The 17,391-nt window shown below is 41.2% G+C and carries 34 protein-coding genes; all 34 read right to left on the bottom strand.

Annotation, left to right across the window (positions count from 1 at the left end; translation table 11 throughout):
* Positions 1–267, bottom strand: coding sequence for an ACT domain-containing protein (locus tag B7720_RS03580; protein ID WP_000644111.1), 267 nt, complete (start codon positions 265–267; stop codon positions 1–3).
* A gap of 263 nt (positions 268–530) precedes the next feature.
* Positions 531–917, bottom strand: coding sequence for a 50S ribosomal protein L17 (rplQ, locus tag B7720_RS03575; protein ID WP_000331493.1), 387 nt, complete (start codon positions 915–917; stop codon positions 531–533).
* A gap of 11 nt (positions 918–928) precedes the next feature.
* On the bottom strand, positions 929–1,864 hold the full coding sequence (locus B7720_RS03570) for a DNA-directed RNA polymerase subunit alpha (protein ID WP_007520800.1): 936 nt from the start codon (positions 1,862–1,864) through the stop codon (positions 929–931).
* 42 nt (positions 1,865–1,906) lie between these two features.
* Positions 1,907–2,290, bottom strand: a complete 384-nt coding sequence (rpsK, locus tag B7720_RS03565; protein ID WP_001118385.1) for a 30S ribosomal protein S11 — start codon at positions 2,288–2,290, stop codon at positions 1,907–1,909.
* Between the two features lie 17 nt (positions 2,291–2,307).
* Complete coding sequence (gene rpsM, locus B7720_RS03560) at positions 2,308–2,673, bottom strand: 30S ribosomal protein S13 (RefSeq protein WP_000090781.1); 366 nt, start codon at positions 2,671–2,673, stop codon at positions 2,308–2,310.
* Between the two features lie 17 nt (positions 2,674–2,690).
* Positions 2,691–2,807, bottom strand: coding sequence for a 50S ribosomal protein L36 (rpmJ, locus tag B7720_RS03555; RefSeq protein WP_001808836.1), 117 nt, complete (start codon positions 2,805–2,807; stop codon positions 2,691–2,693).
* A gap of 24 nt (positions 2,808–2,831) precedes the next feature.
* A complete protein-coding gene (infA, locus tag B7720_RS03550; protein WP_001029883.1) occupies positions 2,832–3,050 on the bottom strand; it encodes a translation initiation factor IF-1 in 219 nt (72 codons plus the stop codon).
* Positions 3,051–3,166: 116 nt separating this feature from the next.
* On the bottom strand, positions 3,167–3,805 hold the full coding sequence (locus tag B7720_RS03545) for an adenylate kinase (RefSeq protein WP_001050433.1): 639 nt from the start codon (positions 3,803–3,805) through the stop codon (positions 3,167–3,169).
* A gap of 145 nt (positions 3,806–3,950) precedes the next feature.
* Positions 3,951–5,261, bottom strand: coding sequence for a preprotein translocase subunit SecY (gene secY / locus B7720_RS03540; protein ID WP_000465385.1), 1,311 nt, complete (start codon positions 5,259–5,261; stop codon positions 3,951–3,953).
* A 12-nt stretch (positions 5,262–5,273) separates the two neighbouring features.
* Positions 5,274–5,714: a 50S ribosomal protein L15 gene (gene rplO, locus B7720_RS03535; RefSeq protein WP_000766089.1), complete on the bottom strand. Its 441-nt coding sequence runs from the start codon at positions 5,712–5,714 to the stop codon at positions 5,274–5,276.
* Between the two features lie 144 nt (positions 5,715–5,858).
* A complete protein-coding gene (rpmD, locus tag B7720_RS03530) occupies positions 5,859–6,041 on the bottom strand; it encodes a 50S ribosomal protein L30 (protein WP_000057241.1) in 183 nt (60 codons plus the stop codon).
* Positions 6,042–6,054: 13 nt separating this feature from the next.
* Entirely contained in the window at positions 6,055–6,549 is a 495-nt protein-coding gene (gene rpsE / locus B7720_RS03525) for a 30S ribosomal protein S5 (RefSeq protein ID WP_000874204.1), read from the bottom strand.
* Between the two features lie 17 nt (positions 6,550–6,566).
* Complete coding sequence (gene rplR, locus B7720_RS03520) at positions 6,567–6,923, bottom strand: 50S ribosomal protein L18 (RefSeq protein WP_004244055.1); 357 nt, start codon at positions 6,921–6,923, stop codon at positions 6,567–6,569.
* A gap of 83 nt (positions 6,924–7,006) precedes the next feature.
* Positions 7,007–7,543 (bottom strand): 50S ribosomal protein L6, encoded by a 537-nt coding sequence (gene rplF / locus B7720_RS03515; RefSeq protein ID WP_000086626.1) that lies wholly within the window; start codon positions 7,541–7,543, stop codon positions 7,007–7,009.
* 189 nt (positions 7,544–7,732) lie between these two features.
* Positions 7,733–8,131, bottom strand: coding sequence for a 30S ribosomal protein S8 (gene rpsH / locus B7720_RS03510; protein WP_000245504.1), 399 nt, complete (start codon positions 8,129–8,131; stop codon positions 7,733–7,735).
* Positions 8,132–8,415: 284 nt separating this feature from the next.
* Complete coding sequence (locus B7720_RS03505; RefSeq protein ID WP_001085697.1) at positions 8,416–8,601, bottom strand: type Z 30S ribosomal protein S14; 186 nt, start codon at positions 8,599–8,601, stop codon at positions 8,416–8,418.
* Positions 8,602–8,618: 17 nt separating this feature from the next.
* The gene (gene rplE, locus B7720_RS03500) at positions 8,619–9,161 is read right to left on the bottom strand and encodes a 50S ribosomal protein L5 (RefSeq protein ID WP_000013542.1); all 543 of its coding nucleotides are present in this window, start codon (positions 9,159–9,161) and stop codon (positions 8,619–8,621) included.
* A 23-nt stretch (positions 9,162–9,184) separates the two neighbouring features.
* On the bottom strand, positions 9,185–9,490 hold the full coding sequence (rplX, locus tag B7720_RS03495; RefSeq protein WP_000497691.1) for a 50S ribosomal protein L24: 306 nt from the start codon (positions 9,488–9,490) through the stop codon (positions 9,185–9,187).
* Between the two features lie 183 nt (positions 9,491–9,673).
* Positions 9,674–10,042, bottom strand: coding sequence for a 50S ribosomal protein L14 (rplN, locus tag B7720_RS03490; RefSeq protein ID WP_000616545.1), 369 nt, complete (start codon positions 10,040–10,042; stop codon positions 9,674–9,676).
* Between the two features lie 25 nt (positions 10,043–10,067).
* A complete protein-coding gene (rpsQ, locus tag B7720_RS03485; RefSeq protein ID WP_000440801.1) occupies positions 10,068–10,328 on the bottom strand; it encodes a 30S ribosomal protein S17 in 261 nt (86 codons plus the stop codon).
* 24 nt (positions 10,329–10,352) lie between these two features.
* The gene (rpmC, locus tag B7720_RS03480; RefSeq protein WP_000772918.1) at positions 10,353–10,559 is read right to left on the bottom strand and encodes a 50S ribosomal protein L29; all 207 of its coding nucleotides are present in this window, start codon (positions 10,557–10,559) and stop codon (positions 10,353–10,355) included.
* Between the two features lie 9 nt (positions 10,560–10,568).
* Entirely contained in the window at positions 10,569–10,982 is a 414-nt protein-coding gene (rplP, locus tag B7720_RS03475; protein WP_000960946.1) for a 50S ribosomal protein L16, read from the bottom strand.
* A gap of 3 nt (positions 10,983–10,985) precedes the next feature.
* Complete coding sequence (rpsC, locus tag B7720_RS03470) at positions 10,986–11,639, bottom strand: 30S ribosomal protein S3 (protein ID WP_000529936.1); 654 nt, start codon at positions 11,637–11,639, stop codon at positions 10,986–10,988.
* A 12-nt stretch (positions 11,640–11,651) separates the two neighbouring features.
* A complete protein-coding gene (rplV, locus tag B7720_RS03465; protein ID WP_000818137.1) occupies positions 11,652–11,996 on the bottom strand; it encodes a 50S ribosomal protein L22 in 345 nt (114 codons plus the stop codon).
* Positions 11,997–12,007: 11 nt separating this feature from the next.
* A complete protein-coding gene (gene rpsS / locus B7720_RS03460) occupies positions 12,008–12,289 on the bottom strand; it encodes a 30S ribosomal protein S19 (protein WP_000533766.1) in 282 nt (93 codons plus the stop codon).
* Between the two features lie 103 nt (positions 12,290–12,392).
* Positions 12,393–13,226, bottom strand: a complete 834-nt coding sequence (rplB, locus tag B7720_RS03455; protein WP_000512910.1) for a 50S ribosomal protein L2 — start codon at positions 13,224–13,226, stop codon at positions 12,393–12,395.
* 17 nt (positions 13,227–13,243) lie between these two features.
* Positions 13,244–13,540, bottom strand: coding sequence for a 50S ribosomal protein L23 (locus B7720_RS03450; protein ID WP_001055347.1), 297 nt, complete (start codon positions 13,538–13,540; stop codon positions 13,244–13,246).
* Positions 13,540–14,163, bottom strand: a complete 624-nt coding sequence (gene rplD, locus B7720_RS03445) for a 50S ribosomal protein L4 (RefSeq protein ID WP_000024537.1) — start codon at positions 14,161–14,163, stop codon at positions 13,540–13,542. Before rplD ends, B7720_RS03450 begins: the two co-directional genes overlap by 1 nt.
* A 24-nt stretch (positions 14,164–14,187) precedes the next feature.
* Complete coding sequence (gene rplC / locus B7720_RS03440; protein ID WP_000160197.1) at positions 14,188–14,814, bottom strand: 50S ribosomal protein L3; 627 nt, start codon at positions 14,812–14,814, stop codon at positions 14,188–14,190.
* Positions 14,815–14,896: 82 nt separating this feature from the next.
* Positions 14,897–15,205 carry a 30S ribosomal protein S10 gene (gene rpsJ / locus B7720_RS03435; RefSeq protein ID WP_001284513.1) on the bottom strand — a complete coding sequence of 103 codons (309 nt, stop codon included), beginning with the start codon at positions 15,203–15,205 and terminating at the stop codon, positions 14,897–14,899.
* A gap of 243 nt (positions 15,206–15,448) precedes the next feature.
* Positions 15,449–16,108: a uridine kinase family protein gene (locus B7720_RS03430; RefSeq protein ID WP_084856544.1), complete on the bottom strand. Its 660-nt coding sequence runs from the start codon at positions 16,106–16,108 to the stop codon at positions 15,449–15,451.
* The gene (gene nrdG, locus B7720_RS03425; protein ID WP_084856542.1) at positions 16,105–16,701 is read right to left on the bottom strand and encodes an anaerobic ribonucleoside-triphosphate reductase activating protein; all 597 of its coding nucleotides are present in this window, start codon (positions 16,699–16,701) and stop codon (positions 16,105–16,107) included. The genes B7720_RS03430 and nrdG overlap by 4 nt, the downstream gene beginning before the upstream one ends.
* A gap of 4 nt (positions 16,702–16,705) precedes the next feature.
* On the bottom strand, positions 16,706–17,206 hold the full coding sequence (locus B7720_RS03420) for a GNAT family N-acetyltransferase (protein ID WP_042902995.1): 501 nt from the start codon (positions 17,204–17,206) through the stop codon (positions 16,706–16,708).
* 44 nt (positions 17,207–17,250) lie between these two features.
* Complete coding sequence (locus B7720_RS09720; RefSeq protein ID WP_000521635.1) at positions 17,251–17,391, bottom strand: hypothetical protein; 141 nt, start codon at positions 17,389–17,391, stop codon at positions 17,251–17,253.

Here is a 17,391-nt window from a genome sequence, read left to right as displayed (position 1 = left end):
CTAGATATTATACATAGCGTCAAAAATCGCCGCACTTTGAATATTGATTTTGACATTCAAGGTCTGACCGAAAGTTTCAAACTCATTTCGTAGATAAGTGAAATCCTGTTTTTCGTCACTAGAAACGACCGCCATCATAGTAAAATATTCATCCAACACCGTCTGAGAAATATCGTCAATATTCAAACCCAACTCTGCAATCTTAGTAGACACGCCTGCAACGATCCCAGCCTTGTCCTTACCAACCACTGTAATAATAGCCTTCATCCTTATACCCCATTTCTACGATTTTTAGAAAACCTGAACGTTTTTGATTTTCTTTTTTCCTAGTATAGCATATTTCCATAGAAAATACTAAAAAACGCCTGCTTACGAAATTGTTCTTAAGAAAAAAACAATTTCGTAAACAAGCGTCTACCCTATCAAATGATGATGAGTGTTCCCGCTAGGACCGAAGTCCCAGCGGTAGACCAGAGCTAGACTAAGAGCACAAGACTCCATCATCATAACACTCAACAAAATTGATGATTTTATACTAATTCGATGATCGCCATTGGCGCAGCATCACCACGACGTGGTTCAGTTTTAAGGATACGAGTGTATCCACCGTTACGTTCAGCATAACGAGGTGCGATTTCTGAGAACAATTTTTGAAGTGCTGTAGTAGAAGTGTACTTATCAGTTGCTTCATCATAGTTTTCAGATGCGATTTCATTACGTACGAAAGCAGCTGCTTGACGACGTGCATGCAAATCACCACGTTTACCTAGAGTAATCATTTTTTCAACAGTTTTACGGATTTCTTTAGCACGAGCTTCAGTTGTCACGATTGATTCGTTGATCAAAAGGTCAGTTGTCAAATCGCGAAGCATTGCTTTACGTTGTGAGCTAGTGCGTCCTAGTTTACGGTAAGCCATGTATTCCTCCTTTATTTATCTTTTAATCCAAGACCCAAGTCAATGAGTTTGAGTTTCACTTCTTCCAAACTCTTGCGTCCAAGATTTCGTACTTTCATCATCTCTGCTTCAGATTTTTCTGTCAAATCATGCACAGTGTTGATACCGGCACGTTTCAAACAGTTGTATGAACGCACAGACAAGTCCAGTTCCTCAATCGTACGATCCAAAATACGATCGTCAGATTCAGTATCAGCTTCTTTCATCACTTCAGTTGACTTAGCAATCTCAGTAAGATTTGTAAACAAATCAAGATGTTCTGTCAAGATACGTGCTGAAAGCCCTAAAGCATCTTCTGGAATAATTGTTCCATTAGTCAAGATTTCAAGGGTTAATTTGTCAAATCCATCATTGCTACCTACACGAGCAGGTTCAACTTGATAGTTGACTTTTGTAACTGGTGTATAAATAGAATCTACAGCAAGTGTTCCAACTGGTGCATTATCTTTTTTGTTTTCATCAGCAGGTACATATCCACGACCACTGTTAACAGTCATTGTCGCTTTTAGAGAAGAACCTTCACCGATTGTAAAGAGATAATGATCTGGATTTACAATCTCAACATCACTGTCAGTCAAAATGTCTCCAGCTGTAATTTCAGCAGGACCTTCAACGTCAAGTTCAATGATTTTTTCGTCTTCAACGTATGATTTCACTGCAATCCCTTTAATGTTCAGAATGATTTGCATCACGTCTTCACGAACACCTGGAACTGTGTCGAACTCATGCAAGACACCTTCAATGTTGATAGATGTCACTGCTGCTCCTGGTAGAGAAGCTAGTAGTACACGACGAAGAGAGTTACCAAGAGTTGTACCGTAGCCACGTTCAAGTGGTTCGATTACAAACTTGCCATAATCTTTATTTTCATCAATTTTTGTTATATTTGGTTTTTCAAACTCAATCATTTAGTTACTCCCTCTTAAACGAAAAGCAGTGTAATGCGATGATTATACACGGCGACGTTTTGGAGGACGAGCACCATTGTGTGGCACTGGAGTCACATCACGAATTGCTGTTACTTCAAGACCAGCGGCAGCAAGCGCACGAATAGCTGACTCACGACCAGAACCTGGACCTTTTACAGTAACTTCAACTGATTTAAGACCGTGTTCTTGTGCAGATTTAGCAGCAGCTTCAGAAGCCATTTGAGCAGCGAATGGTGTAGATTTACGAGAACCTTTGAAACCAAGAGCACCAGCTGATGACCAAGCAATTGCATTACCATGCACATCAGTAATCATAACAATAGTGTTATTAAATGTAGCGTGAATATGAGCAATACCAGATTCGATATTCTTTTTCACACGACGTTTACGTGTTGGTTTAGCCAAGACTTTTACCTCCTATATTATTTTTTCTTACCAGCAATCGCAACAGCTTTACCTTTACGAGTGCGAGCGTTGTTTTTAGTGTTTTGTCCACGGACAGGAAGTCCACGACGGTGACGAATACCACGGTAAGAACCGATTTCCATCAAACGTTTGATGTTCAAGTTTACTTCACGACGAAGGTCACCTTCAACTTTGATTGCATCCACTTCACGACGGATAGCATCCTCTTGATCTGATGTAAGGTCACGTACACGAACATCTTCTGAGATTCCAGCAGCAGCCAAAATTTTCTTAGATGTTGCAAGTCCGATACCATAAACGTAAGTCAATGAGATTACTACGCGTTTGTCATTTGGAATGTCAACTCCAGCAATACGAGCCATTTTTTCTCCTTTCTATCTTATCCTTGACGTTGTTTGTGTTTTGGATTTGCTGGGCAAATTACCATAACACGACCATTACGACGAATTACTTTACAGTATTCGCAAATTGGTTTGACCGATGGTCTTACTTTCATTTCTTATCCCTCCAAGTTTTTCGATTATTTAAAGCGGTAAGTGATACGTCCACGTGTCAAGTCATATGGACTCATCTCGACAGTAACACGATCTCCCGCTAAAATACGAATATAGTTTTTACGAATTTTACCAGAAACTGTTGCTAAAATCTGATGTCCATTTTCAAGTTCAACCGTAAACATTGCGTTAGGCATTGTATCGACTACTTTGCCTTCAACTTCAATCACATCGTCTTTTGCCACGCAAAAGCACCTCCATAAATTTCGATTCGATGCCTCTGAAAACAGAGACAACAATTATAAGTCAGACTATCTCAGTATAACATTTGTAGCGATTTTTTGCAAGTGTGAAAAACGCTTTATTTCAAATTTGTCAATACTTTTTCGATGTCTTTGAACACATCATTGATATCTTGATTTCCTTCGATATCGTGGACCAATCCTTTGGCACGGTAGTGAGCAATGATTGGTTCACCTTGGGCGATATTCACATCCAAACGACGCTTCACTGTCTCAGGTTTATCATCTTCACGTTGGTAATAATCTTCCTCTTTATAGTCAACTGGTGGGTTGAAAACTTTGTGGAAGGTTTCACCTGTTTCGCGGTGGATGATACGACCACTCAAACGTTCCAAGAGACAATCTGGGTTCACTTCGATATTGATCACGCCTTCTAGTTCGATACCAAGTTCCGCCAATGTTTTGTCCAAGGCATGAGCTTGTTCAATCGTACGTGGGTAACCATCCAACAAGAAACCTGTTTCTTTGATGTCGTCCTGAGAAAGGCGTTCTTTAACAATTCCATTTGTAACTTCATCCGGAACCAACTCACCTTTGTCAATATATGACTTGGCAAGTACACCCATTTCAGTTTGATTAGCCATAGCAGCACGGAACATATCTCCAGTTGAAATGTGTGCCACGTGGAATTGCTCCACAATTTTAGCTGCTTGCGTTCCCTTACCTGCTCCAGGTAAGCCCATAATCAAAAGATTCATGATAGGATCTCCTTATTTTGTATTTAAATAGAAGCAGAAATTCGTTTCAACCCCTATTTAAAAACAAAATAGAAGAGGGGAGACGAAAATCTCTCTGATAGATAGACCTTCATACTCCACTCTCTAAGCAAAAGTAATCTTGCTTTTATTCTGTTTTGTCCATGAAACCAACATACTTACGTTTCAATAGGTAACCTTCTAGCTGTTTGATTCCTTCGATACCAGTTGAGATAATGATCAAAAGACTAGTTCCCCCAAAAGCAACAGCTTCTGAAAGACCAAAGACATCTTTTGCCACAATCGGCAAGATTGAAATCACACCAAGGAAGATTGATCCGACAGTCGCAAGGCGACGAAGAAGTTTCGACATGAATTCTTCAGTACCCTTACCAGGACGGACACCATGAATGTAGGCTCCACTCTTTTGCAAGTTTTCTGCTGCTTTCTCTGGATTGATCTGTACAAATGTATAGAAGAATGTAAAGAGAATGATCAACAAGGCATACATGGCAACACCTGTTGGAGATGTTGTAGATAACATTTCCTGTGCTGTACGTACCCAAGCCCAATCATGACCTGTAGCACTCAAAAATTGAAGAATGGCTGCAGGTGCTGCTGTGATGGAACTTGCAAAGATAACTGGGATAACCCCCGCTGGGTTTACCTTCAAAGGAAGGTATGAGCTTGATGGGGCTCCTTGAGCAACTTTTGTATATTGGATTGGAATTTTATATTCTGCCTGTTGAACAAAGGTTGTAAAGTATACAATCAACAAGACAGCGATAATCAAAATAACGACAAAGATAATAGATGAAGTCAAACGGCTACTTGGAATATTGACGAAGTAGTCAACATAGATTCCTTTAATCATCTCAGGGATTGAAGCGACAATACCTGCAAAGATGATCATAGAAACACCGTTTCCGTATCCCTTATCTGTAATTTGTTCCCCGAGCCAAGTTACAATCATACTACCTGCTGTGAGGATAATACCGATAGTAACAAAGACTTGTGGTGTTAAAGCTGTCGTTAATAATTTTGCTCCAGAAAGAGTGTTAAATCCTGCTGTAATCCCGATAGATTGAACAAATGCAAGCACAAGTGCAATATAACGAGTAGCTTGGTTTAGTTTTCTCCGTCCTACTTCCCCTTGTTTGCCCCATTCTACAAACTTCGGTAAAATATCCATTTGTAGCAATTGAACAACGATTGAAGCAGTGATATACGGACTTACTCCGAGTGCAAAAACGGAGAAGTTCTTCATGGCATTCCCTGAAACAAGACTAAGCATGTTCAAGAAAGATAAACCACTGAGAGCTTCTAAACTTTTCGCATTCACACCTGGAACTGTAATACTTGTCCCAATACGGAAAACAAGAATGATAAAAATTGTAAAGAGAATTTTTGATCGAACTTGTTTAACCTTGAGCGCTTCTTTTAGTAATTTAAAAAACATGGGTCACCTCTCTTAGATGACTTCTACAGAACCACCTTTAGCAGTGATAGCTTCCTCAGCTGATTTAGAGAATTTAGCTGCTTTCACAGTCAATTTCTTAGTCAACTCACCGTTACCAAGAATTTTAACTCCTGATTTTTCAGCTTTCACAATTCCTGCTTCGATAAGTACAACTGGAGTTACTTCTGCACCGTCTTCAAAGACGTTCAATTGGTCAAGGTTTACAATTGCGTATTCTTTAGCGTTGATGTTAGTGAATCCACGTTTTGGAAGACGACGGAACAATGGAGTTTGTCCACCTTCAAAACCAAGGCGAACTCCGCCACCGCTACGAGCTTTTTGACCTTTTTGACCGCGACCAGATGTTTTACCGTTACCTGATGAAGTACCACGACCAACACGGTTACGTACTTTACGAGAACCTTCTGCAGGTTTCAATTCATGAAGTTTCATTATTATTTTCTCCTCTTTTGTAAAATGCTAGCGCCGATAAGAGAGAAAAGGTTGTCTCCCTTATCAACTCGCCTATACATGTTCATCTAAGATGACTATACCTAGTTTTAGGGGATGAGTATTGCCACATCCCCTAAAAATTCATTAGTTTACTTCTTCAACTGTTACCAAGTGAGATACTGCAGTAATCATACCACGGATAGCAGCGTTGTCTTCTTTAATAACAGAGCTGTTCAATTTGCCAAGTCCAAGTGCTACAACAGTTTTACGTTGCGATGGAATGCGTCCGATTGGAGACTTAGTCAAAGTAATTTTAATTTGAGCCATTTTATCCCCTTTCTTATGCCAAATCAGAAACTGAAATACCACGAAGGGCAGCAACTTCTTCAGCGCGTTTCAATTGTTTCAAACCTTCAACAGTTGCGCGAACAATGTTGATTGGAGTGTTAGAACCAAGTGATTTAGATGTAATATCTGCCACACCTGCCAATTCCACAACGGCACGAACTGCACCACCAGCGGCAACCCCAGAACCTTCTACAGCAGGTTTCAACAATACTTTAGCTCCACCGAATTCTGAAAGAACTTCGTGTGGGATTGTTGTTCCAACCATAGGAACTTCAATCAAGTTTTTCTTAGCATCTTCTACTGCTTTGCGGATTGCTTCTGGAACTTCTTGAGCTTTACCAGTACCAAATCCTACGCGACCGTTGTGGTCACCAACAACAACAAGAGCTGCGAAACGAAGACGACGTCCACCTTTAACAACTTTTGTAACACGGTTGACAGCAACTACGCGTTCTTCTAATTCAACTGCATTGTCTTTAAATGCCATTTTCTAGTGTCCTCCTATTAGAATTTCAATCCGTTTTCACGAGCTGCATCAGCCAAAGCTTTCACACGTCCGTGATATAGATATCCACCGCGGTCGAACACCACTTCTGAAATACCTTTAGCGTTTGCACGTTCTGCAACGAGTTTACCGACAGTAACGGCTTGTTCAGTTTTAGTTCCTTTTGAAACTTCTTTGTCAAGAGTTGAAGCACTTGCGAGCGTTACACCCGCTACGTCATCAATCACTTGAGCGTAGATGCCTGTATTAGAACGGAATACGTTCAAACGTGGGCGATCAGCAGTTCCAGAGAGTTTTCCGCGAACGCGACGGTGGCGTTTTTGGCGGAGTTTGTTTTTATCTGGTTTAGAAATCACAGTTTTCACCTCTTTAGTTTTAAATCGTGTGCTATGCACTAAGTTGGAAAATAGGTTGGTGGTTGAAAATCAACCACTCAACATTATTTACCTGTTTTACCTTCTTTACGGCGAACGAATTCACCAACGTAACGGATACCTTTACCTTTATATGGTTCTGGTGAACGAAGGCTACGTACGTAAGCAGCTGTTTGACCAACTACTTCTTTTGAAATTCCGCTAACAACGATTGTTGTTGGGTTTGGAAGTTCAAAAGTAATTCCTTCTGGAGCTTCAACTTCGTCTGGATGAGATTTACCAACAGCCAAAACAAGCTTAGATCCTTGAAGTTGTGCACGGTAACCAACCCCGCGCATTTCAAGTTCTTTCTTGAATCCTTCTGATACACCAACAACCATGTTGTTCAAAAGGGCACGAGTAGTTCCGTGGATTGTTTTCATTTCTTTTGAATCGTTTGGACGGTGAAGAGTTACTTCAGTACCTTCCACACGAATTTCAATATCTTTTGAGAACTCACGAGTAAGTTCTCCTTTAGGTCCTTTTACAGTTACAACGTTGTCATTGTTAGTGATTTCAACACCAGCAGGCAACACGATAACTTTATTACCAATACGTGACATGTTTATTTTCTCCTGTTAAATTGTCAGGCCAGAACGGCCAGTTTTCACGGGGGCTTAAATCGATTTCTCGATTTAAAGGAACATTTAGGTTTCAATTTCAAAGTGAATCTAGGCATCGTCTCGCCGGCATAACTTTGGGTTAGGCAAGAGACGATAACGACGAGTCGCAAAGAAATTGGGAGCTAAATATTACCAAACGTAAGCGATAACCTCACCACCAACATTCTTTTGGCGAGCTTCTTTATCAGTAAGCAAACCTTCAGAAGTTGAAAGGATAGCAATTCCAAGTCCGTTAAGAACTTTTGGAAGATCTTCACGTTTTTTGTAGACACGAAGTCCTGGTTTAGAAACACGTTTCAAGTTAGTGATAACTTTTTCACCGTTTGGTCCGTATTTAAGGAATACACGGATGATGCCTTGTTTGTCATCTTCGATGATTTCTACGTTCTTAACAAAACCTTCGCGTTTAAGGATTTCAGCAATCCCTTTTTTGATGTTTGATGCAGGTACTTCAAGTACTTCGTGTTTCGCTTGGTTAGCGTTACGAATACGAGTTAGGAAGTCTGCGATTGGGTCAGTCATAACCATTTTGTTTTTCTCCTCTTACTAGTAGTTTGCAAGTTGCACTTGCTAGTTAATACATGATACAAAGAGCGTAACAGCAAGAGCAAAAATAGGCAATTTGATGCAGGAGCGATGCTCCAAAGAAAATTGGTCTTTTTTGCCAAAGCTGTAGCTCGTGTTCAAATTGGCAAGCCCAACTGAACCCGGGCTAAACCCTGTGTGAAAAAGATAAACTTTCCTAGAAAATTCAGTTTCTTCGTCAAGTTTCCTATTTTCACTTGGAGTTTTAACGCCCTTGATATCTTAAATTACCAAGATGCTTTTGTTACACCAGGAATTTGTCCTTTGTAAGCTAATTCACGGAAGCAAACACGGCAAAGTTTAAATTTGCGGTAAACTGAATGTGGACGACCACATTTTTCACAACGAGTATAAGCTTGAGTAGAGAACTTCGCTGGACGTTTGTTCTTAGCAATCATTGATTTTTTAGCCATTAGATTTACCTCCTATATTATTTTGCAAAAGGCATTCCAAGGCCTGTAAGCAATGCACGTGACTCTTCGTCAGTGTTAGCAGTTGTTACGATAACGATGTCAAGACCACGAGTTTTGTCAACGTCATCAAAGTTGATTTCTGGGAAGATCAATTGTTCTTTCACACCAAGAGTGTAGTTTCCGCGTCCATCAAATGATTTTGTTGGAACACCGTGGAAGTCACGCACACGTGGAAGTGAAACTGAAACCAATTTGTCCAAGAATTCGTACATACGTTCACCACGAAGGGTAACTTTTGCACCGATCGCTACACCTTCACGAAGACGGAAGCCGGCGATTGATTTTTTAGCTTTAGTGATAAGTGGTTTTTGACCTGAGATAAGTGCCAATTCTTCAGCAGCTTTTTCAAGACTTTTAGCGTTTGATACAGCTTCACCAACACCCATGTTCAAAACGATCTTATCTACTTTAGGCACAGCCATCACTGATGAGTAGTTGAATTGTTCTGTCAAAGCAGGAACTACTTCATTAAGATATTTTTCTTTTAAACGATTTGCCATTATACTTCTCCTTTCCTTCGTGATTAATCAAGCACTTCGCCTGATTTTTTGTTGTAGCGAACTTTTTTACCGTCTACAAATTTGTAACCAACACGACCAGCTACACCATTTTTGTCCAATACTTGAACGTTTGATACGTGGATAGCTGCTTCTTTCTCGATGATACCACCTTGAGGAAGCTCGTTAGTTGGACGTTGGTGTTTCTTAACGATGTTAACACCTTCAACGATAACTTTGTTTACTTTTGGAAGGGCAGTAAGGACAACAGCTTCTGTTCCCTTATCTTTACCAGCGATTACGCGAACTTTGTCGCCTTTTTTTACAAACATTAGGTTTCTCCTTGATTTTTCTTACGCCCATAAGGGCACCCTGGAAAGTAATCCAGGGGACTAGTTTGTTTGTTTTTGCTCTGCGAAAATCAAAGCAATCCTTCGTCAGTTTCAACTCACCTAACTTAAGTTATGCTTTCGTTTCACTTCCTAGACTTGTTTTAATTTTCTTTGAGCAACCAATTAAAGTACTTCTGGAGCAAGTGACACGATCTTCATGAAGCCACCTTCACGCAATTCACGTGCAACTGGGCCAAAGATACGTGTTCCGCGAGGAGTTTTGTCTTCACGGATGATAACTGCTGCGTTTTCGTCAAATTTGATGTATGAACCATCAGCACGACGAGCACCTGATTTAGTACGAACGATAACAGCTTTTACAACGTCACCTTTTTTAACCGCACCACCAGGAGTAGCTTGTTTTACAGATGCCACGATAACATCACCGATGTTTGCAAATTTACGTCCTGAACCACCAAGAACTTTGATAGTCAAGATTTCGCGCGCACCGCTGTTGTCTGCGACTTTCAAACGAGTTTCTGTTTGAATCATTTCAGTTTTCTCCTTTCAGGTTTGATTAGATGATGACCGCTTCTTCAACAACTTCTACAAGACGGAAACGTTTTGTAGCTGAAAGCGGACGAGTTTCCATGATACGTACGATATCGCCTTCTTTGGCAACATTGTTTTCATCATGTGCTTTGTATTTCTTAGAGTAGTTAATACGTTTACCATAGACTGGGTGGTTACGTTTTGTTTCAACTACAACTGTGATTGTCTTGTCCATTTTGTCAGATACAACACGTCCAACAAGAACTTTACGATTATTGCGTTCCATTGAAATTTCTCCTTCCCTAGTCTATTATTTCGCTTCAGATTGAACTGTTTTGATACGAGCGATTTGTTTTTTAACTTCTTTCAAGCGAGCTGTTTGTTCCAATTGACCAGTAGCAGCTTGGAAACGAAGTTCAAACAATTCTTTTTTCAATTCGTTTTCGCGCTTCGCGAGTTCTTCTTGAGAAAGACCACGAAGTTCTTTAACAAATTCTTTTACTTCATTAAGTTTCATGCCTTCTCCTTATTCTGCTTCACGTTTTACGAATTTACATTTAACTGGCAATTTGTGGCTTGCAAGACGAAGCGCTTCGCGAGCGATTTCTTCAGATACACCAGCGATTTCAAACATCACTTTACCACGTTTAACTGGTGCTACCCAACCTTCAGGTGCCCCTTTACCAGATCCCATACGCACACCGATAGCTTTAGCAGTGTATGATTTGTGTGGGAAGATTTTAATCCAAACTTTACCACCACGTTTCATGTAACGAGTCATGGCGATACGAGCAGCTTCGATTTGGCGGTTAGTGATCCAGTGGCTAGTTGTAGCTTGAAGACCGTATTCACCGAATGCTACTTCTTTTCCACCTTTTGCTTCACCGCGCATTTTTCCACGGAATTCACGACGGTGTTTAACACGTTTAGGTACTAACATTGGTTATTTACCTCCTTTAGTGTTTTTACGAGCTGGAAGAACTTCACCACGGTAGATCCATACTTTAACACCAAGTTTACCGTATGTAGTATCTGCTTCTTCCCAAGCGTAATCGATATCTGCACGAAGTGTGTGAAGTGGAACAGTTCCTTCAGAGTATCCTTCAGCACGGGCGATATCTGCACCGTTCAAACGACCTGATACTTGAGTTTTGATTCCTTTAGCTCCAGCACGCATTGCACGTTGGATTGCTTGTTTTTGTGCACGACGGAAAGCAACACGTTGCTCCAATTGACGAGCAATTCCTTCACCTACAAGGTGAGCATCCAAATCAGGTTGTTTGATTTCGATGATGTTGATGTGTACTTGTTTTCCAGTCAATTTGTTAAGTTTTGCACGGAGTGCATCAACGTTAGCACCACCTTTACCGATAACCATACCTGGTTTAGCAGTGTGAAGTGAAACGTTAACTTTGTTTACTGCGCGTTCAATTTCGATAGTTGAAACTGCTGCGTCAGCAAGTTCTTTTTGAACGAATTTACGGATTGCAAGATCTTCATGAAGGTAATCCGCGTATTCTTTTTCAGCATACCATTTGGCATCCCAATCACGGATGATGCCGACACGCATACCAATTGGATGTACTTTTTGACCCACGATGTTACCTCCTTATTTTTCTGCAACAGCCACAGTGATGTGAGCTGTACGTTTGTTGATTGGTGAAGCTGAACCTTTCGCACGTGGACGGAAACGTTTCATAGTTGGTCCTTCGTTTGCGAATGCTTCAGATACTACCAAGTTAGCTTTGTCCAAACCAAAGTTGTTTTCAGCGTTAGCTACAGCTGAATTCAAAACTTTCAAGATGATTTCAGCAGCTTTGTTTGGTGTGAATGTCAAGATTGCAATAGCATCGGCTACGCTTTTACCACGGATGTTGTCAAGAACAAGACGTGATTTACGAGGTGAAACACGTACTGTACGAGCCATTGCTTTAGCTGAAGTAATTTCTGCCATTTATGTTCTCCTTATTTTCTACGTGTTTTCTTGTCGTCTGCAGCGTGACCCTTGTAAGTACGAGTTGGTGCAAATTCACCAAGTTTGTGACCTACCATGTCTTCTTGGATGTAAACAGGTACGTGTTTACGTCCGTCATAAACTGCAATAGTGTAACCAATGAAACTTGGGAAGATCGTTGAACGACGTGACCAAGTTTTGATAACTTTTTTCTTTTCGTCGTTAGCTTGAGCTTCAACTTTTTTCATCAAATGCTCATCGACGAAAGGTCCTTTTTTAAGACTGCGTCCCATTTTTATTTTTTCTCCTTTAAATGTTGTACCACAGCGGCTTGCGCTCACATGGAGCGCTACCGAGCTGGCGGATTTCCTAGTTGCTTAGGCGACTAGTTTACTATTATTTCTCGTTGCGACGACGAACGATAAGTTTGTCAGATTTCGCTTTCTTGTTACGAGTTTTAAGACCAAGAGCAGGTTTGCCCCATGGAGTAGATGGCGCTTTACGACCAACTGGTGCTTTACCTTCACCACCACCGTGTGGGTGATCGTTAGGGTTCATTACAGAACCACGAACTGTTGGGCGGATACCTTTCCAACGGCTACGTCCTGCTTTACCAAGGTTTACAAGTCCATGTTGTTCGTTTCCGACAACACCAACTGTTGCACGACAAGTTCCAAGAATCATACGAACTTCGCCAGATTGAAGACGAACAAGAACGTATTTACCTTCTTGACCCAATACTTGAGCAGAAGCACCAGCAGCACGTACCAATTCTCCACCACGACCTGGTTTCAACTCGATGTTGTGGATCAAAGTACCAACTGGGATGTTAGCAAGTGGAAGAGCGTTTCCGACTTTGATATCTGCTTCTGGACCTGAAACAATACGTTGACCTACTTCAAGACCTTTTGGAGCGATGATGTATGCTTTCACACCGTCAGTGTAGTGTACAAGAGCGATGTTTGCAGAACGGTTTGGATCGTACTCGATAGTTTTAACAACTGCTTCAACGTTGTCTTTGTTACGTTTGAAGTCAACCAAACGGTAGAAACGTTTGTGTCCACCACCTTGGTGACGAACTGTGATACGACCGTTGTTGTTACGACCAGCCTTGCTCTTCAATGCAACAAGCAATGATTTTTCAGGAGTGCTTGTTGTGATTTCAGCGAAATCCAAAGAAGTCATATTACGGCGACCGTTTGTTGTTGGTTTATAAACACGAATTCCCACGATATTTCCTCCTTAGATTATTCAGCTTCAGCAGCGAACAACTCGATTGCTTTTGAATCAGCTGTAAGTGTGATGATAGCTTTTTTAGTTTTGTTAGTAAAACCAGTGTAACGTCCAACACGTTTCGCTTTTGGTTTTACGTTGATTGTGTTAACGTTGGCAACTTTAACACCTTCGAAAGCAGCTTCAACAGCTTGCTTGATCAAAAGTTTGTGTGCACGAGTGTCAACTTCAAATACATATTTTCCTGCTTCAAGTTGAGCCATTGAGCTTTCAGTGATAACAGGTTTTTTGATAACATCATACAAATTCATTATGCAAGAACCTCCTCGATTTTAGAGATAGCTGCTTGTGTGACAAGAAGTTTGTCGCTATTTGCGATGTCAAGAACACTTGCAGTTGTAGCAGTTGCAACTTTCACATTTGGAAGGTTACGAGCTGAAAGAGCTGCGAATTCATTTCCTTCTTCAAGGATAACAAGAACTTTTGAATCGATGCTCAATGCTGCAAGAACTTTTGCAAATTCAGCAGTTTTTGGAGCTGTAAATGAAAGAGCGTCTACAGCTACGAATTTGTTTTCAGCAACTTTTTCAGAGTAAACTGATTTAAGAGCTAGGCGACGAACTTTTTGTGGAAGTTTGTAGCCGTATGAACGTGGAGTTGGTCCGAAGACAACACCACCACCACGCCATTGTGGTGAGCGGATAGAACCTTGACGAGCACGTCCAGTTCCTTTTTGACGCCATGGTTTGCGTCCACCACCTGATACTGCAGAGCGGTTTTTAACAGCGTGTGTTCCTTGACGAAGGCTTGCGCGTTGGCTGATGATCACATCAAACACAACCGATTCATTTGGTTCAATACCAAATACTGCATCGTTAAGAACAACTTGGCCAGCTTCTTTACCAGTTTGGTCAAATAATGTTACGTTTGCCATTGTGACTGATTTCCCCTTTCTTTATTATTTACCAGCTTTAACTGCTGATTTGATAGTGATAAGAGATTTCTTAGCACCTGGTACGTTACCTTTGATAAGGATAACGTTCTTTTCTGGAACAACTTGTACAACTTCAAGGTTTTGAATTGTTACGCGGTCGCCACCCATACGTCCTGCAAGGTTTTTACCTTTGAATACGCGGTTAGGTGCAACAGGTCCCATAGAACCTGGACGACGGTGGTAACGAGAACCGTGAGCCATTGGTCCACGTGATTGTCCGTGGCGTTTGATAACACCTTGGAAACCTTTACCTTTAGAAGTACCAGTTACGTCAACAACGTCTCCAGCTGCGAATGTTTCAACTGTGATTTCAGCACCAACTTCCAAGCCTTCAACGTTTTTGAATTCACGAATGAAGCGCTTAGGAGCCGTGTTAGCTTTCGCTACATGTCCTTTAGCAGGTTTGTTGCTCAATACTTCGCGTTTGTCATCAAAACCAACTTGGATAGCGTTATATCCGTCTGTTTCTACAGTTTTAACTTGAAGAACAACGTTTGGAGTTGCTTCAATAACTGTTACAGGGATCAATTCGCCAGCTTCAGTGAAGATTTGAGTCATTCCCACTTTTTTCCCTAAGATTCCTTTTGTCATGAGAAAATAGTTCCTTTTCTATATTTTTTATTCAAAAAGTTTTTAACGAGCGTTTTTTATGCTCAAGGTATCAAGCTTTAGATTAAAGTTTGATTTCTACGTTTACACCACTTGGAAGATCCAATTTCATCAAGGCATCAACTGTTTTTTGAGTTGGGTTAACGATATCGATCAAACGTTTGTGTGTACGCATTTCAAATTGTTCGCGAGAGTCTTTGTATTTGTGAGTCGCACGAATGATTGTGTAGAGGCTACGTTCAGTTGGAAGTGGGATTGGACCCGCAACTTGTGCACCTGTACGAGTAGCTGATTCTACGATTTTTGCAGCCGCTGTGTCAAGCGTACGGTGTTCGTAAGCTTTCAAACGGATACGGATTTTTTTGTTTGCCATCTTTTTCTCCTTTTCGTCTATTTAAGATAATAGGCTAGCTCCACAAGAAAACCGACGCGCGTTGCGTGGCAATGCAACCGAGCGTGTCGCAACCTCTTGCATCAAAGCTAAGGCTGTAATTTACAGCACCATAATAGAATAACACAAAGCCCCTGCGATTGCAAGGGATTTGTGAGCTTTTTTTCGTTTTTTTAGGATGAAACTGTTTTCTCTTTTTATCTTTCCAAAATTACGGATTTATATCTATAAAAAACTACCTTTTCTTCTATATAGTATGTGTATAGTATGTGTCATTTTGACCTTGAATGTATCTTCTGATTGATCTACTAAAATGTCCGCTTTAGACTCGGTTTCTCTATAGTATCGCAGATACTGCTCCCGTCTCATCTGATGGCTAGCTAATACAAAAGATGCATCGCGATTTCTCATAGTCGTATCTCGAGCTAAGCGCCTCTTTAACTCTGTTTCTTCATCCGTGTAGAAACAGATAGTTTTGTCAAAAAGTTCCTTGGGTAGAAAGCCCACAGACATCCCTTCAACAATCAGAATTGGCTTGGCTCCAGATAAGATTTCACTAGCCTTCCACGGTTCATCGATTGTTAAGACATCCATACCTGCCTGCAATGCGAGAATATCTCTCTGCAAACTTGCCAATTCATGCGCCACTGGGAGACAAGCTGTCACCTTTTGATCTGGCGCTTGCTTTGGTACTACCAGGTGACGTTCTGAGGTGATATAGGGATCTGTTTCTAGTAAATTTACTGTAGTAGAATCTAGAGCTTGATGTAATTCCTGAGCGAAGGTTGACTTGCCTGAAGCCCCATGACCGTAGATCCCTAGCGTCCTAATTCTTCCCGTTTCGATCTCTGAAACCAGTTGTTCTATCAGGTCTTTTTTCTTCATTCTCTCTTCACCTGTTCATAGCTTTCTTTTCCGTCATTAAGCTTGTCCCAAATCACTACTTGCCTACTTTTGAGAGATTTTTGCACATCGATAATCCGTTGATTGGACGAACCTCGAAACTGGAGCATGAGATTGCGCTTACTTTTGTCATACCGTCCATCGACAAGGATGTCAATCAGCGACAAGAGTTCCAGTTTGTCTGGAGTTTCCAGCATCATTTCTTCCCAAGTGTAGCCCGTCCAGGACCAGATGTCTTTGTCTGGCAATTCCTTTCGAATGCGCTTAACGAGAGGTAAGAGGATACCTGTATTGAGAAATGGTTCTCCTCCTAGCAAGGTCAAACCTTGAACATAAGGCTGGGCAAGATCTTCCATGATTTGTTCTTCTAATTCTGCCGTATAGGGAATGCCTGCGTTGAAAGACCAAGTCGCAACATTATAGCACCCCTCGCAGTGAAACATGCAACCTGATACATAGAGAGAGTTGCGCACACCTTCTCCATCGACAAAGTTAAAGGCCTTATAATCAATGATTCGCCCTTTACTAAGCTCCTCGCTTTTCCATTCACCTGGTTTTGGTGTATTCCATGTCATCCTTCTACTCCAAGTCTATCCAATAGCGCTGACTTCTATCGATTGTATTTTCGTAAACACCGCCAGCGGGGAGAATCGTGCGGCGGCTGGCTTCGTTGTCTTCATCGCAGGTAATCAGCACTCGTTCCAATCCTTGCTTTCGAGCCTCTGCTAGTCCTAATCTCAACTGCTCCTTCCCATATCCTTTGCCTCGTTGACTGGGACGGATAGAATAGCCAATATGACCGCCATTTTCTAGTAAGTAGTCATTTAATCGGAGACGAAGGTTGAGAAAGCCAAGAGCCTGGCCTGCTATGTCAAAACTAACCAGCTGGATAGCAGGAACCCAGTTTTCAGGAATATTGAGTCCCGCTTCCGCTTGAAGATTTTCTTCTAACCACTCTTCATAAACAAAATTCTCAGCATCCCAAAATCCACCGTCGTGAGGGGACTGTGCTTGTTCAAACTCTGCCATCATCTCTAAAATCGCTTCTTTATCTTCCAAACTTGGCCTGCGTAGTTCCATCCTTACCTCCCATCTAAGAGAAAAGCGAGAGCGGACTCTCACTTTTATTTTTTCTTGTTCTTGTTTAAAAACTGTTCTCTGAGGTTGAGCAAGCGTTCTTTTTTACCTGTTCCACCTTTAGAGTATTTCTCGTGATAACGGGTCACTTGTGCGCGTCCCTTATCGTCTAATTGGTATTTCCCCAT

Origin of the sequence: Streptococcus oralis subsp. oralis, from assembly GCF_002096455.1 — a bacterium.
Taxonomy (GTDB): Bacteria; Bacillota; Bacilli; order Lactobacillales; family Streptococcaceae; genus Streptococcus; species Streptococcus oralis_CY.
The sequence above is the reverse complement of the archived record's forward strand: the minus strand, read 5'-3'. Positions and strand labels throughout refer to the sequence as shown.

Excerpts from the sequence above, each read along its gene's own strand:
- B7720_RS03580 (WP_000644111.1), bottom strand. The coding sequence starts at position 267 with ATGAAGGCTATTATTACAGTGGTTGGTAAGGACAAGGCTGGGATCGTT.
- rplQ (WP_000331493.1), bottom strand. The coding sequence starts at position 917 with ATGGCTTACCGTAAACTAGGACGCACTAGCTCACAACGTAAAGCAATG.
- B7720_RS03570 (WP_007520800.1), bottom strand. The coding sequence starts at position 1,864 with ATGATTGAGTTTGAAAAACCAAATATAACAAAAATTGATGAAAATAAA.
- rpsM (WP_000090781.1), bottom strand. The coding sequence starts at position 2,673 with ATGGCTCGTATTGCTGGAGTTGACATTCCAAATGACAAACGCGTAGTA.
- rpmJ (WP_001808836.1), bottom strand. The coding sequence starts at position 2,807 with ATGAAAGTAAGACCATCGGTCAAACCAATTTGCGAATACTGTAAAGTA.
- B7720_RS03545 (WP_001050433.1), bottom strand. The coding sequence starts at position 3,805 with ATGAATCTTTTGATTATGGGCTTACCTGGAGCAGGTAAGGGAACGCAA.
- secY (WP_000465385.1), bottom strand. The coding sequence starts at position 5,261 with ATGTTTTTTAAATTACTAAAAGAAGCGCTCAAGGTTAAACAAGTTCGA.
- rplO (WP_000766089.1), bottom strand. The coding sequence starts at position 5,714 with ATGAAACTTCATGAATTGAAACCTGCAGAAGGTTCTCGTAAAGTACGT.
- rpmD (WP_000057241.1), bottom strand. The coding sequence starts at position 6,041 with ATGGCTCAAATTAAAATTACTTTGACTAAGTCTCCAATCGGACGCATT.
- rpsE (WP_000874204.1), bottom strand. The coding sequence starts at position 6,549 with ATGGCATTTAAAGACAATGCAGTTGAATTAGAAGAACGCGTAGTTGCT.
- rplF (WP_000086626.1), bottom strand. The coding sequence starts at position 7,543 with ATGTCACGTATTGGTAATAAAGTTATCGTGTTGCCTGCTGGTGTTGAA.
- rpsH (WP_000245504.1), bottom strand. The coding sequence starts at position 8,131 with ATGGTTATGACTGACCCAATCGCAGACTTCCTAACTCGTATTCGTAAC.
- B7720_RS03505 (WP_001085697.1), bottom strand. The coding sequence starts at position 8,601 with ATGGCTAAAAAATCAATGATTGCTAAGAACAAACGTCCAGCGAAGTTC.
- rplE (WP_000013542.1), bottom strand. The coding sequence starts at position 9,161 with ATGGCAAATCGTTTAAAAGAAAAATATCTTAATGAAGTAGTTCCTGCT.
- rplX (WP_000497691.1), bottom strand. The coding sequence starts at position 9,490 with ATGTTTGTAAAAAAAGGCGACAAAGTTCGCGTAATCGCTGGTAAAGAT.
- rplN (WP_000616545.1), bottom strand. The coding sequence starts at position 10,042 with ATGATTCAAACAGAAACTCGTTTGAAAGTCGCAGACAACAGCGGTGCG.
- rpsQ (WP_000440801.1), bottom strand. The coding sequence starts at position 10,328 with ATGGAACGCAATAATCGTAAAGTTCTTGTTGGACGTGTTGTATCTGAC.
- rpmC (WP_000772918.1), bottom strand. The coding sequence starts at position 10,559 with ATGAAACTTAATGAAGTAAAAGAATTTGTTAAAGAACTTCGTGGTCTT.
- rplP (WP_000960946.1), bottom strand. The coding sequence starts at position 10,982 with ATGTTAGTACCTAAACGTGTTAAACACCGTCGTGAATTCCGTGGAAAA.
- rplV (WP_000818137.1), bottom strand. The coding sequence starts at position 11,996 with ATGGCAGAAATTACTTCAGCTAAAGCAATGGCTCGTACAGTACGTGTT.
- rpsS (WP_000533766.1), bottom strand. The coding sequence starts at position 12,289 with ATGGGACGCAGTCTTAAAAAAGGACCTTTCGTCGATGAGCATTTGATG.
- B7720_RS03450 (WP_001055347.1), bottom strand. The coding sequence starts at position 13,540 with ATGAATTTGTATGATGTTATCAAAAAACCTGTTATCACTGAAAGCTCA.
- rplD (WP_000024537.1), bottom strand. The coding sequence starts at position 14,163 with ATGGCAAACGTAACATTATTTGACCAAACTGGTAAAGAAGCTGGCCAA.
- rplC (WP_000160197.1), bottom strand. The coding sequence starts at position 14,814 with ATGACAAAAGGAATCTTAGGGAAAAAAGTGGGAATGACTCAAATCTTC.
- rpsJ (WP_001284513.1), bottom strand. The coding sequence starts at position 15,205 with ATGGCAAACAAAAAAATCCGTATCCGTTTGAAAGCTTACGAACACCGT.
- B7720_RS03430 (WP_084856544.1), bottom strand. The coding sequence starts at position 16,108 with ATGAAGAAAAAAGACCTGATAGAACAACTGGTTTCAGAGATCGAAACG.
- nrdG (WP_084856542.1), bottom strand. The coding sequence starts at position 16,701 with ATGACATGGAATACACCAAAACCAGGTGAATGGAAAAGCGAGGAGCTT.
- B7720_RS03420 (WP_042902995.1), bottom strand. The coding sequence starts at position 17,206 with ATGGAACTACGCAGGCCAAGTTTGGAAGATAAAGAAGCGATTTTAGAG.
- B7720_RS09720 (WP_000521635.1), bottom strand. The coding sequence starts at position 17,391 with ATGGGGAAATACCAATTAGACGATAAGGGACGCGCACAAGTGACCCGT.